At 72.0% G+C, this 12276-nt stretch carries 9 protein-coding genes; 7 read left to right on the forward strand and 2 right to left on the reverse strand.

The genetic code is table 11. From position 1 onward, the window contains the following. Positions 1 to 206 precede the first annotated feature (206 nt). The 4 genes from U9R90_RS28795 (at position 207) to U9R90_RS28810 (ending at position 5951) form a co-directional block, all read left to right on the forward strand. Entirely contained in the window at positions 207 to 3287 is a 3081-nt protein-coding gene (locus U9R90_RS28795; RefSeq protein WP_411059598.1) for a beta-N-acetylglucosaminidase domain-containing protein, read from the forward strand. Between the two features lie 81 nt (positions 3288 to 3368). Then, the gene (locus U9R90_RS28800; RefSeq protein ID WP_411059599.1) at positions 3369 to 3902 is read left to right on the forward strand and encodes a PadR family transcriptional regulator; all 534 of its coding nucleotides are present in this window, start codon (positions 3369 to 3371) and stop codon (positions 3900 to 3902) included. Further along, positions 3899 to 4624 (forward strand): ABC transporter ATP-binding protein, encoded by a 726-nt coding sequence (locus U9R90_RS28805; protein ID WP_411059600.1) that lies wholly within the window; start codon positions 3899 to 3901, stop codon positions 4622 to 4624. The genes U9R90_RS28800 and U9R90_RS28805 overlap by 4 nt, the downstream gene beginning before the upstream one ends. Beyond that, on the forward strand, positions 4614 to 5951 hold the full coding sequence (locus tag U9R90_RS28810; RefSeq protein ID WP_411059601.1) for an FtsX-like permease family protein: 1338 nt from the start codon (positions 4614 to 4616) through the stop codon (positions 5949 to 5951). Before U9R90_RS28805 ends, U9R90_RS28810 begins: the two co-directional genes overlap by 11 nt. A 19-nt stretch (positions 5952 to 5970) precedes the next feature. Here U9R90_RS28810 and U9R90_RS28815 read toward each other — a convergent pair whose 3' ends face one another. Beyond that, positions 5971 to 7425 carry a hypothetical protein gene (locus U9R90_RS28815; protein WP_411059602.1) on the reverse strand — a complete coding sequence of 485 codons (1455 nt, stop codon included), beginning with the start codon at positions 7423 to 7425 and terminating at the stop codon, positions 5971 to 5973. 151 nt (positions 7426 to 7576) lie between these two features. Further along, a complete protein-coding gene (locus tag U9R90_RS28820; RefSeq protein WP_411059603.1) occupies positions 7577 to 8113 on the reverse strand; it encodes an HNH endonuclease in 537 nt (178 codons plus the stop codon). A 249-nt stretch (positions 8114 to 8362) separates the two neighbouring features. On the opposite strand from U9R90_RS28820, the gene U9R90_RS28825 reads away from it, so the two are divergent. From U9R90_RS28825 to U9R90_RS28835, 3 genes are all read left to right on the forward strand, one after another. Next, the gene (locus U9R90_RS28825; RefSeq protein WP_411059604.1) at positions 8363 to 9463 is read left to right on the forward strand and encodes a mechanosensitive ion channel family protein; all 1101 of its coding nucleotides are present in this window, start codon (positions 8363 to 8365) and stop codon (positions 9461 to 9463) included. Positions 9464 to 9644: 181 nt separating this feature from the next. After that, a complete protein-coding gene (locus tag U9R90_RS28830; protein ID WP_411059605.1) occupies positions 9645 to 10847 on the forward strand; it encodes an ROK family protein in 1203 nt (400 codons plus the stop codon). Positions 10848 to 10895: 48 nt separating this feature from the next. Continuing rightward, positions 10896 to 12224 (forward strand): ABC transporter substrate-binding protein, encoded by a 1329-nt coding sequence (locus U9R90_RS28835; RefSeq protein ID WP_411059606.1) that lies wholly within the window; start codon positions 10896 to 10898, stop codon positions 12222 to 12224. Positions 12225 to 12276 lie beyond the last annotated feature (52 nt).

Below are 12276 nucleotides of genomic sequence, written 5' to 3' on the forward strand. Positions count from 1 at the left end.
ATCGCCCAGCATTCGGACAGTGTGGCACTGCTCACATCCCGCCCGGCGCACAGGAGTTACCTCCGGGCCACACGAATCCACCCGCACCACCCATGAGTAACCCGGACACAACGGTCACCCACATTGACACTCCGACCACCTCGGTGGTGGGCTCTGGTCGACCCTGACCCCCACGACGGGGTCTGACGCAGAAGGGCAGGGAAGCCGTGCAGCTCCGGCGCAGAAGGGGGGCCGCGGCCCTCGCGGCCGCCGTCATCAGCGGCGTGCTCGGCAGCGCCCCCGGCGCGCTCGCGGCCCCGTCGAACCCATCGGAGCCGGTGCCCCCGACGGCCGATGCGACGGACCGGAAAAGCACCGGAAACCTCCCCGCGGTGTGGCCGAAACCACAGTCGATCCAGGCGTCGGGAAGTGCGCTCCCGATCGGCGACGAGGTGATCCTGCTCGCCGACGACGGCGCCGACCCGTACGCGATCGACACGCTCCGTACGCTCCTGCGCACCGCTGGTGCCCGCACGATCACCGAGCTGTCCGACGCGGACCCCCTGCCCGCCCGCGGCCTGGTGGTGCGCGCGGGCGACGAGCGGACCGGCCAGGCGACCCACCCCATCGCGGGCGGCCCCACGCGCCACCGGGGCTCCGGAGCCGACCGCGCCCTGCGCGCGCTCAAGGCCCCGGAGCAGGCGGATCTGCCGTCCGGTGGCTACCGCATCGCCACGGGCAAGGTCGCAGGCCGTGACACGGTCGTGCTCGCCGGTGTCGGTGCGGACGGGCTGTTCCACGCCGTACAGAGCCTGCGCCAGCTGATCAGCGGCTCGGCCGTGCCGGGCGTCAGGATCCGCGACTGGCCCACCGCCGCCGTACGCGGCATGACCGAGGGCTTCTACGGCACCCCCTGGACCCGCGAACAGCGCCTCGCCCAGCTCGACTTCATGGGACGGACGAAGCAGAACCGCTATCTGTACGCCCCTGGCGACGACCCGTACCGCCAGGCCCGCTGGCGTGAGCCCTACCCGGCCGCGCAGCGCGCCGAGTTCCGGGCGCTGGCCGAGCGCGCGCGGGAGAACCACGTCACGCTCGCCTGGGCCGTGGCGCCCGGACAGGCCATGTGCCTGTCGTCCGACGACGACGTCAAGGCGCTGAACCGCAAGCTCGACGCGATGTGGGCGCTGGGCGTACGGGCCTTCCAACTCCAGTTCCAGGACGTCTCGTACAGCGAGTGGCACTGCCGCGCCGACCGCGACACCTTCGGCTCGGGCCCGGACGCGGCCGCCGCGGCCCAGGCCAGGGTCGCGGGCGCGGTGGCAGACCACCTGGCGGAGCGCTACGGCGACGCGGCGGCGCTGTCGCTGCTGCCGACCGAGCACTACCAGGAGGGCTCGACCGCGTACCGCAGGGCGCTGGCCCGGAAGCTGGACGGTGGGGTGCAGGTCGCCTGGACGGGGGTCGGCGTGGTGCCGAAGACCATCACGGGCCGCGAACTGGCCGGTGCCCGCGAGGCGTTCGGGCATCCGCTGGTCACCATGGACAACTACTCGGTCAACGACTACGCCCAGGACCGTATCTTCCTCGGCCCCTACCTGGGCCGGGAGCCGGCCGTGGCCGCGGGTTCGGTGGCGCTGCTCTCCAACGCGATGGAGCAGGCGGCGGCCTCGCGTATCCCGCTGTTCACGGCCGCCGACTACGCCTGGAACCCCAAGCAGTACCGCCCGCAGGAGTCCTGGCGGGCGGCCATCGACGACTTGGCCGCCACGACGGCGTCCGAAGCCGCCAAGACGCCTGACACCGACAGGTCTGACACCAAGACGCCTGACACCAGAACGACTGACGCCAAGGCGACCCGCGAGGCCGTCCACGCCCTGGCGGGCAACACCGCGTCCTCCGTACTCGGCAGCCAGGAGTCGGCGTATCTGCGCCCGCTGATGGAGGACTTCTTCACCGCCCGCGGCAGCACGGACAAGAAGCGCGTCGACGCCGCCGCCAAGAAGCTGCGCGACGCCTTCACCGTCCTGCGGGAGTCCCCGCAGCGCCTCGAAGGCACCCCGCTCGGCGCCGAAGTCGGGCCCTGGCTTGAGCAGTTGTCGTGGTACGGCACCGCGGGTGAGTACGCCGTGGACCTGCTGCACGCCCAGTCCCGTGGCGACGGCGCCGCGGCCTGGACCGCCGAGCGCAGACTCAAGGCGGCCCGCGACGTGGCCAAGTCCGGCCGGGCCACGGTCGGCAAGGGCGTCCTTGACCCGTTCCTGGACCGGGTCCAGAAGGAGTCCGCGACCTGGACGGGTGCGAGCCGCCAGCCCGCGAAGCCCGAGCGGGACGACTCCTCGCACACCGTACGCATCCCCCGCCCGCGCCCCCTGGACGCGGTCGTCGCGATGACCGAGCCCGGAGCCGCGGGCTCCATCGAGGCGCACGTACCCGGCGAGGGCTGGCGCAGGCTCGGTGAACTCGCCCCGAGCGGCTGGACGGAGACCGCGGCCCGCGACCTGCGCGCCGACGCGGTACGCGTCACCTGGCAGGGTGAGCCGGGCAAGGTCGAGCGCCTGGTGCCCTGGTTCGCGGACACCCCCGACGCCGAATTCCGCCTGCCCCGCACCGAGACCGACGCCGAGATCGGCGGCGGCCCGCGGCGGGTGACGGCCAAGCTCACCTCGCAGCGCCGCGGCGAGGCGGACGGCAAACTGACCGCGAAGCCCCCGAAGGGCATCAAGGTGCGCACCCCCAAGGAGTCGGTGCTGCCACGCGGCACGGAGGTCGCCGTCCCGGTGGAGGTCACCGTCCCCAAGGACACCCCGGCAGGCGAGTACCAGGTCCCCCTCACCTTCGGCGACCAGACCCACACCCTGACCGTACGGGCCTTCCCGCGCGCCTCGGGCCCCGACCTGGCCCGCGGCGCACGGGCCGCGTCCTCGGCCGACGAGACCGAGGACTTCCCCGCGTCCGCGGCCAACGACGGCGACCCCACGACCCGTTGGTCGTCCCCCGCCGAAGACAACTCCTGGTGGCAACTGGAACTCACCGAGCCGGTACGCCTGGGCCAGGTGACCCTGCACTGGCAGGACGCCTACGCGAAGGCGTACCGCGTCCAGGTGTCCCCGGACGGCAAGACCTGGCGCACCGCGGCGACGGTCAGAGACGGCAGGGGCGGCCGCGAGACGGTCCGCATGGACGCACCCGACGCCCGCTACGTCCGGGTCCAGGGCGACCGGCGCGCCACGGAGTACGGCTATTCGCTGTGGTCGGTGGAGGCGTACGCGGTGCAGGCCGAGGAACCGAAGCCGAAGGACCGGTAACCGGAACATGCCGTCCCACTTCCAGCTTCTCCCCCACCCCACTATTCACTCAGTACATGTACGTAGTGCATAGTGATCTTCATGAGCACTCGACACGTCCTCCTCGGACTGCTCGCCACCGACCCCGGCCACGGCTACGACCTCAAGCGACGGCACGACGACCGCTTCCCGCAGGGCCGTCCCCTCGCGTACGGGCAGGTCTACACGACCCTGCAGCGCCTGGTGCGCGACGGGCTCGCCGAGGTCGACGGGACCGAAGCCGACGGTGGCCCGGAGCGTACGAGCTACCGCGCCACCGCCGAGGGCGAGCGTGAACTCGCCGACTGGCTGGGGCAGGTCGCCCCGCCCGCGCCCTTCGTGACCAACGAGATCTTCGCCAAGGTCGTGGTCGCGATCCTCACCACCTCCGCCGACCCGGAGGCGTACCTCCGCGACCAGCGCGCCGCCCACAAGGCGCGGATGCGCGAGCTGACCGCGGTCAAGGCGTCCCCGGGCGCGGACCTGGCCACGGTCCTGTCGGCCGACTACGCACTCCACCACCTCGACGCCGACCTGCGCTGGATGAACACCACCGCGGGACGGCTCACCGCTCTCACCCAGGAGATCACCAGATGAGTACGCAGCAGGGGGCGCCCCTGATCACGGCGCGCGACCTCACCAAGTCCTACGGCAGGACCGGCGCGCTGCGCGGCGCGTCGGTCGAGCTGGGCGCGGGTGAGATCCTCGCCGTCACGGGCGCCAGCGGCAGCGGCAAGTCGACGCTGCTGCACTGCATGGCGGGGATCGTCGCGCCGGACGAGGGTGCGGTCGCGTACGGGCGGCGCAGGGTGGACCAGCTGTCGGAGTCGGACCGTACGCTGCTGCGCCGAACCGACTTCGGGGTGGTCTTCCAGTTCGGGCAGCTGATCCCGGAGTTGACGGCGCTCGACAACGTGGCGCTGCCGCTGCTGCTGGCCGGGACCGCGCGGGGTGAGGCCCGCGAGCGGGCCGACGCGTGGCTGGAGCGCTTCGGGGTGCGCGGCCAGGCCGAGCTCAGGTCCGGTGAGATGAGCGGCGGACAGGCGCAGCGGGTCGCGCTGGCCCGGGCGTTGGTGACCGAGCCGAAGGCCGTGTTCGCGGACGAGCCGACCGGCGCGCTCGACTCGCTCGCCGGTGAGCAGGTGATGACCGCCCTGGTGCACACCGCGCGCGAGGCCGGTACGGCGGTGCTCCTGGTCACCCACGACGCGCAGACCGCGGCCTATGCGGACCGCGAGGTCGAACTGCGGGACGGCATCGTGGTCGAGTCGCCGCAGGTGGCCGCGCGCGCCGCAGTGGAGGCGAGCCATGAGGGCTGACGCCACACTCGCCTGGGCCCTGCTGCGCGGCTCGGACCGCCGCGAGTGGTGGCGCATCTCGCTCACCGCGTTCGGGGCGCTGCTCGCCACCGGTCTCGCGCTTTCGGCGGTCACCGTCGCCTCGGTCACCGGCCATACCAAGGTCCCGTACGGCAACGGCCTGCTGGACGGACCGGCCACCCGGGCGGGCGTGGTCGTCGCGCTGCTCGGCCTGCTCATCCCGGTACTCGGCTTCCTCGGCCAGTGCGCCCGGATCGGTGCCGTCCACCGCGACCGGCGCCTGGCCGGGCTGCGGCTCGCCGGGGCGACCCCGGCCCAGGTGCGGCGGATCGCCGCGCTGGAGTCCGGTCTCGCCTGCCTGGCGGGCACGGTGCTCGCCCTGTGCGGTTTCCTGGTGCTCCTGCTGGCGGCCACCCACACCGCACGCCCACCCCTGGTCTGGCTCGGCTACGCCCTCGTCGTACTCGCCGTACCGGTCCTGGCCGTGCTGGTGAGCCTGCTGGCGCTGCGCCGGATCGTCGCCTCGCCGCTCGGCCCGGTGCGCCGGGTCCGCCCCGAGCGCAGCCGTACCGGAGCCGCCTTCACGGCGACCGGAATGCTGGCGATCGGCGGCACGGTGGCGATCCTCCTGGTCAGCCAGCGCCCGTCGGCCGCGCTCTTCCCCATCGTGTTCCTCGGGGCCCTCGCGCTGTCCGGACTGGCCGCGGTGAGCATCGCGGGCGCCAGCGCCAAGTTCCTCGGCAACCGCCTCGCCGACTCCTCGAACCCCGCGGTGCTGATCGCGGCGGGCCGCCTGCGCCACGACCCCTGGGCGGCCTCGCGCACCCACGCCGCCGTGCTCCTGATGACGGTGGCCTCGGTCGGCTTCATGGGCCTGTGGCAACTGACCCGCGCCGAGCTCGCGGCCGGTGCGAGCTGGGCCTCGAACGCCGACTTCTACCTCGGCGGCTACCACCTCACCGGCCTCGGCATCCTCCTCGGCCTCGTCATCAGCCTCGGCGCCCTGGCCGTCGGCACCGCCGAGTCACTCGCCACCCGCCGCCGGGCGCTGGCCGCCCAGGCCGCCGCCGGTGTGCCCCAGTCCGTACTGCGCCATGCCGTACTCCTGGAGTCCGCGCTCCCGCTGGCGCCCGCGGTCCTCCTCGCCGGAATCGGCGGCATGGGCCTGTACGCGGCGTACGCGTCCCTGATGGCCACCGTCCCCATGCCCCTCCTCCTGCCGCTGCTCACCCCGCTGCTGGTGTACGCCACCTGCCTGCTGGCCACGGCCGGCACCCTGCCGCTGCTGCGCCGGACGGTACGCCCCGCCGAACTCCGCTACGAGTGACCGCGCCCCGCTACCGGCACTAGCGGGGCGACGGCGGCAGCAGTACCACCCACGGCCCGCCATACGTGTCCGGGACCGGGACCCGCTCCCAGTCCCGGGCCCAGCCGGGCGGTTCCGCGTCGTGGAGTACGAGGGCGGTGGGCCGCCCCGGTTCCGGCATCCGGGCCCCCGCGCAGCCCGCCGTATGGGCGATGGGGACGGCCGAACTGTTCGCCTTGACCAGGCAGGGTTCCCGCACCCCGTGCTCGTGCAGCACCTCGGCGATGCGGGTCCAGTCGCCGCGGGCTCCGGCCTGGATACCCGCGTGCGCACGGGCCACGACCAGCTGGGCCGCGAGATGCGCCGCCAGTACCAGGGCGAGCGGCACCATCCAGGCGGCCCGCCGCACCCGCCACCGCTCCCACAGGTCCAGAGCGCCATGCGCGGCGGGCAGCACGAGCAGCGCGTACGCGGGCAGCAGGAAACGCGGCGCCGCGTAGTCGACCAGGAACAGATACACACCCGCCGTCGACGCCGCCACCGCCACCAACAGCCACAGCTCCGCGACCAGTTCCCGTCTCCGGCGCGCGGCCCGCACCCCGACCACCGCGAGCGCCAGGACCACCAGCCACCACGCCAACACCTGCCAGGCGGGACCCGCACCCCAGTCCGTGCTGCACGGACGGCACAGCAACGGCCCGTCGAGCGAGCCCAGATACTCCGGCAGCGAGAAGGTGGGCCGCATCCCGCCCTGCACCTCCTCGGCCACCGCGAGCCGGTCCAGCACGCCGCCGAAGCGCAGATACGCCTCGACCACCCACGGCAGCAGTCCGACCAGAAGGCCGCCGACCACCGCGCCGATCCGCTCCGGGCGCCGCCACCTCCGTACGAGCACAGCGGCCAGCAGCAGCGGACCCGCGATCGTCACCGCGTCGTTGAGCCGCATCAGGGCAGCCGCCGCGAGCGCCCCGGCCAGGAGCGCCGACGTACGCCACGACCGCGACGGCGAGACGAAGCAGCCGACCGCGGCGACCGCCCCCATGGCGGTGTAGTGGTTGGGCATCGCCTGCCCGGCGTAGAAGAGGACCACCCACAGGCTCGCGTACGCGCCCGCCGCCACCGGCACCACCACGGGCCGCCGCACCACCCGCAGCCAGGGCCGGAACCCGAGGTACAGCGCGAGCCCGGCCAGCAGCGTCAGCCAGACCCGCAGCAGCACCACCGACCCGCTCCACGACGCCACCGGGGCGATGAGTACCGGCACGCCCCGGCTCCGCGGCGCGCTGAACTCCGTCTGAGGCCCGTACGGCCCGAACCGGCTGGCGTAGACGATCTCGTCCCACCCCAGCGCGAGGCTCAGCGGAACGGCAACCAGCGAGAGCCCGACGAGGGCGGCACAGACACCGACCAGCGCCCGGTGTGCTCCTCGCCGGGGCCGCCCGACAGCACCCCTCGCCCCCGACTCCCCGCGTACCCCAACCTTCACATAGCTCACCAGGCCAGTAAGCCAGCCAAAACAGGAAAACGGCGACTTAACAAGCCAAGGGGCTCAAATCGCCCCTCCCTATGTCCTAAAGCACCCAATCACCCCACGCCTGTATGCCCCGCGGAGTCAAGCTCCGCGGGGCATACAAAAGCCCGGATCGTCAGGCGGAGATGCCGTCGATCCGGGCCAACGCGTCATCCGCGCCATAGGGCTGCAAGTACGGCAGCCACCGCGGATCCCGGTGCCCGGTGCCGATGATGCGCCAGGCGAGGCCGGAGGGCGGGGCCGGTTTGTGGCGCAGCCGCCAGCCGAGCTCCAGGAGATGTCGGTCGGCCTTGACGTGGTTGCAGCGACGGCAGGACGCCACCACGTTCTCCCAGGCGTGCTGACCGCCGCGGCTCTTCGGAATGACGTGGTCGACGCTGGTTGCGACGCCACCGCAGTACATACACCGGCCGCCGTCCCTGGCGAAGAGGGCGCGCCGAGTGAGTGGAACGGGCCCCCGGTAGGGGACCCGCACGAACCGCTTGAGCCGGACCACGCTGGGCGCGGGGACGGTGCGGGTCGCACTGTGCATAAAGGCGCCGGACTCCTCGAGGCAGTGAGCCTTGTTCTCCAGGACGAGGACGAGCGCGCGGCGGAGCGGTACGACGCCGAGGGGCTCGTACGACGCGTTGAGGACCAGGACGTGCGGCACGGATGCCTCCTTGTACGCCGGCGGCGCGTGGCTCGCGCCGGGACGATCTGTAGCCAGTCTCCCCTCATGCCTGGTCGAAGCGCCACCATGTCCGGGTAACGGGCTCGAAGTGTTTTCGACCACACCCCCTTCCCGGCTGGTTCGTGAGCGATGTACCCCCTGTGCCCCGTTAGTGTGATGGGTCTGCCTTTTTCCGCGCCTACCGCGGGCGGGCCGCTGCATCAGCTTGTGCACCAGGAGGTACTCGCCGTGTTGTTGTCTGTTCTGCTGGCCGCCGGACCGGAAGGGCCAGGTGGCGCCGATGGGTCCGGCGGCGGTTCCGGCACCGCTCCCGCCACCCTGGAGGACGCCCAGGAGACAGCGACCAACGCCGCCGGGTGGGTGGAGGAGAACTGGTCCACCTGGCTGAGCATCGGGCTGCGCGTCGCGCTCATCCTGGTGATCGCGATCACCCTGCGGCACTTCATACGCAAGGCGATCACCAAGGCGATATCGCGGATGAACCGCGGCGCCCAGGCGCTCGACGGCATCGCGCTCGGCGGGCTGCTGGCCAACGCCGAGCGGCGGCGGCAGCGCTCGGAGGCCATCGGCTCGGTGCTGCGCTCGGTGACCACCTTCCTGATCATGGGCTCGGCCGGGCTCATGGTCCTGGGCGCCTTCGAGATCAATCTCGCGCCGCTGCTGGCCAGCGCCGGTGTCGCGGGTATCGCGCTCGGCTTCGGCGCGCGCAACCTGGTCACCGACTTCCTCTCCGGCGTCTTCATGATCCTTGAGGACCAGTACGGGGTCGGCGACTCCATCGACGCGGGCGTGGCCACCGGCGAGGTCATCGAGGTGGGACTGCGGGTCACCAAGCTGCGCGGCGACAACGGCGCGATCTGGTACGTACGCAACGGCGAGGTCAAGCGCATCGCCAACCGCAGCCAGGGCTGGGCCACGGCCCATGTGGACGTGACCGTACGCCCCGACGAGGACCTGGAGCGGCTGCGCACGCTCCTCACCGAGGTCGGCGACGACCTGGCCAAGGACGAGCCGTTCAACGAGCAGCTGTGGGGCCCGGTCGAGGTGCTGGGCCTGGACTCGGTCACGCTGGACGCGATGGTGATCCATGTGTCGGGCAAGACCATGCCGGGCAAGGCGGTCGGCGTCGAGCGTGAGCTGCGCTGGCGGATCAAGCAGGCGCTGGACGCGGCGGGCATCCGGTTCATCGGCGCCGAGCCGCCGGCCGAGGAAGAGGAGGACGGGCCGCCACCGCCGCCGGTCGCGGCCCCTTCGGCGTACGGCTCGGCGATGTCCCCGCAGTCGGTGGCGGCGTCCCCGATCCCGCCGCCCGCGAACCTCAACAAGTAGTCCCAGGGCGTTAACGAGCAGCCCCAGGGTGTTCGAGGGACCCCCGCAGGTAACGACTTGGTTGCCGCGGGGGTCCTTCGCGTCCACGCCCCCTTGACTGCCCCCTGACGTGCACTGCTAAGTTCCTTCCACCGAATAGGAAACCTTCCTAACAGTGGCAGTAAGTAACTGGGAGCTTCACATGGCGGGTACGACCCCGGGCACCCCGCGCGTGCTGCGGGCCATGAACGACCGGGCCGCGCTCGATCTGCTGCTCGCCCACGGGCCGCTCTCGCGCACCCGGATCGGCAAGCTGACCGGCCTCTCCAAGCCCACCGCGTCCCAGCTGCTCGCCCGGCTGGAGGCGGCCGGTCTGGTGGTGGCGACCGGCACCAGCGAGGGCAGTCCAGGACCCAACGCCCAGCTCTACGCGGTGAACGCCCGCGCCGCGCATGTCGGCGCCCTCGATGTCACCCCCGAGCGGCTGCTCGCCGCCGTCGCGGACATCACCGGCAAGGTGGTCGGCACCTTCGAGCTGGCAACCCCCGGCCGGGGCGGCCAGGGCGTCGTACGCCAGGTGCTCGACGCACTCGACGGCGCGGCGAAGGCGGCCGGACTCACCCGCTCCGACCTGCACCGGGTCGTCATCGGCACCCCCGGCGCCTTCGACCCGAACACCGGGCGGCTGCGGTACGCCAGCCATCTGCCCGGCTGGCACGCCCCCGCGCTCCTTGAGGAGCTGGCCGCCGCGCTGCCGATGCCCGTCGAGTACGAGAACGACGTCAACCTCGCCGCGATCGCCGAGCAGCAGCTGGGCGCCGCGCGGGAGCACGAGGACTTCGTCCTGCTGTGGAACCAGACCGGGATCGGCGCCGCCCTCGTCATCGGCGGCCGGCTGCACCGGGGCTGGACCGGCGGCGCGGGCGAGGTCGGCTTTATGCCGGTGCCCGGGACCCCGCTCCAGCGGCAGGTCACCAAGGCCAACGCGGGCGGCTACCAGGAGCTGGCCGGCGCCCAGGCGGTGCCCAGGATCGCCCGCGAGCTCGGTATCGCGGTGCCCGGGCACGGCTCGCACACGACCCAGGCGGTGCCGCTGATCGAACAGGCGTCGGCCGCGCCCGACGGCCCGTACCGCCTGCTCCTGGAGCGCTACGCGACGAGCCTGGCCACCGGTCTGGCCTCGATGGTCGCCATGCTCGACCCGGAACTCGTCGTCCTGTCCGGCGACATGATCACCGCGGGCGGGGAGCCGCTGCGCGAGCTGGTCCAGGCCGAACTCGCGGAACTGGCCGCGTCCCGGCCTCGGTTGGTACTCGGCGAGGTGGGCGATGACCCCGTCCTGCGCGGGGCGCTGGAGAGCGCGCTCGCCGACACCCGAGACGAAGTGTTCGACACCTCCCGCTGACCCCGTCCCGCACCGCACCGTCCCCACCCCGCCAAGGGAGACTCCGCCATGCGCAGAAACAGGCTCGCCCCAGCCGCGGCCCTCGCCGCGATAGCCGTACTCGCCACCGCCTGCACGGGGTCCGGCGACTCCGGTGCGAGCGACGACCCGAACGCCGAGACCACGCTCACCTTCTGGCACGGCTGGAGCTCGCCCGGCGAGGTCGCGGCCATCGAGAAGAACATCGCCGCGTTCGAGAAGAAGCACGCCAACATCAAGGTCGACATCGTCAAGGGCATCACCGACGACAAGCTCAACCAGGCGCTGCGCACCGGCGGTTCCAAGGCGCCCGACGTGGTGTCGTCGTTCACCACCGACAACGTGGGCCGCTTCTGCTCCTCGAACGCGCTCGCCGATCTGAAGCCGTTCCTGGACAAGGCCGGGATCGACCCGGCCGAGACCTTCCTGCCGCAGATGGCCAAGTACACCGAGCACGACGGCAAGCGCTGCGCGGTGCCGCTGCTCGGTGACGCGTACGGGCTCTACTACAACAAGGACGCCTTCAAGGAGGCGGGCATCAAGGCTCCGCCGAAGACGCTCTCCGAGTTCGACGCCGTCGCGAAGAAGCTGACCAAGACCAAGGGCGACAGCTTCGAGCGGCTCGGCTTCATGCCCAACTACCTGGGCTACGAGACGACCGTCGAGCACTACGGGGCGCAGTTCGGCGTGACGTACCTCGACGAGAACGGCACGTCCAACACCGCCAAGGACCCCGCGGTCAAGGAGATGTTCACCTGGCAGAAGAACCTGGTGGACAAGCTCGGCGGGTTCAGGAAGCTGGAGCGCTACCGGACGTCGCTCGGTGACGAGTGGGGCCCCAAGCACCCCTTCCACACCGGCCAGGTCGCCATGCAGCTGGACGGCGAGTGGCGCGGCAAGATGGCCGCCGACGCGGACCTCGACTTCGAGGTCGGCACCGCTCCCTTCCCGGTCCCCGACGACCAGGTGGACGAGTACGGCAAGGGCTATCTGTCCGGCACGATCCTCGGCATCGCGAACAACAGCGAGAAGAAGAACGCCGCCTGGGAGCTGGTGAAGTACCTCTCCACCGACACCGACGCGGTGGTCTCCTTCGCCAACGACATCCACAACGTGCCCTCGACGATGGCCGCGCTCAAGTCGCCGAAGCTGAACGACGACCCGGGCTACCGCACGTTCGTCGACATCGCCCAGCACCCGAAGTCCACCCACGCCCCGTCCTCGATCAACGGCGGCGCCTTCCTGCTGACGCTCCAGGACTACGGCGTCAAGTACGAGAAGGGCAAGGAGAAGGACCTGGACGAGGCGCTGAGGAAGAACGACGCGCAGGTCGACAAGGACAACGAGCAGGCCGGCTGATGAGCGCCGCCTCCGCCCCGTCCACCACCGCCTCCGCCCCCTCCACCACCGC

This window comes from Streptomyces sp. E11-3, from assembly GCF_046540415.1.
Lineage (GTDB): Bacteria > Actinomycetota > Actinomycetes > Streptomycetales > Streptomycetaceae > Streptomyces.

What these genes read in the sequence shown, in the direction of transcription:
- U9R90_RS28810 (WP_411059601.1), top strand. Translation starts at nt 4,614, where the DNA reads ATGAGGGCTGACGCCACACTCGCCTGGGCCCTGCTGCGCGGCTCGGAC.
- U9R90_RS28800 (WP_411059599.1), top strand. Translation starts at nt 3,369, where the DNA reads ATGAGCACTCGACACGTCCTCCTCGGACTGCTCGCCACCGACCCCGGC.
- U9R90_RS28830 (WP_411059605.1), top strand. Translation starts at nt 9,645, where the DNA reads ATGGCGGGTACGACCCCGGGCACCCCGCGCGTGCTGCGGGCCATGAAC.
- U9R90_RS28805 (WP_411059600.1), top strand. Translation starts at nt 3,899, where the DNA reads ATGAGTACGCAGCAGGGGGCGCCCCTGATCACGGCGCGCGACCTCACC.
- U9R90_RS28835 (WP_411059606.1), top strand. Translation starts at nt 10,896, where the DNA reads ATGCGCAGAAACAGGCTCGCCCCAGCCGCGGCCCTCGCCGCGATAGCC.